This is a genomic window from Streptomyces sp. NPDC056480 (assembly GCF_042795405.1).
Taxonomy (GTDB): domain Bacteria; phylum Actinomycetota; class Actinomycetes; order Streptomycetales; family Streptomycetaceae; genus Streptomyces.
Genome location: NZ_JBHTSA010000168.1, coordinates 1 through 497, shown reverse-complemented (window position 1 = coordinate 497; position 497 = coordinate 1). Strand labels below are relative to the sequence as shown.

Here is a 497-nt window from a genome sequence, read left to right as displayed (position 1 = left end):
TTCTGGTTCATGTGGGACGACCTGGTCCGCGGCGCCATCGGCGCCGTCGTCCTCGTCGACACCCGCCGCCTCGCCGACTGCTTCCCCGCGGTCGACTACTTCGAGAACAGCGGCCTGCCGTTCGTCATCGCCCTCAACGGCTTCGACGGGAACCAGCCGTACCAGCCGGAGGAGGTCCGCGAGGCCCTCCAGATCGGCCCGGACACCCCCATCATCACCACGGACGCCCGGCACCGCGCCGACGCCAAGAGCGCGCTCATCACCCTGGTCGAGCACGCCCTCATGGCCCGCCTGCGGTAGCTGTCCCCCGGCGCTCCGTACCGAAAGGCCGCGTTCCCCCTCGGGGGGCGCGGCCTTCGGCGTGTGCCGGACCCCGCTCGGCGTACCGCGCGCGGGCCGAGGACCCCGCCCGGCCCTGTGTACGCCCTGTCAGGGCCCCAGAACGGCGTGTGAGGGGTCCTGGAGACACGGAAGAGGGCCTGAACCCGGTATCACCG

1 protein-coding gene is annotated in these 497 nt (G+C 72.2%); it reads left to right on the top strand.

What is annotated here, in order from left to right; genetic code table 11:
- Window positions 1–300, top strand: a 300-nt coding sequence (locus tag ACFQ79_RS37660) for an ATP/GTP-binding protein (RefSeq protein ID WP_383592127.1), incomplete at its 5' end; no start/stop codon positions are given.
- Window positions 301–497: the final 197 nt, after the last annotated feature.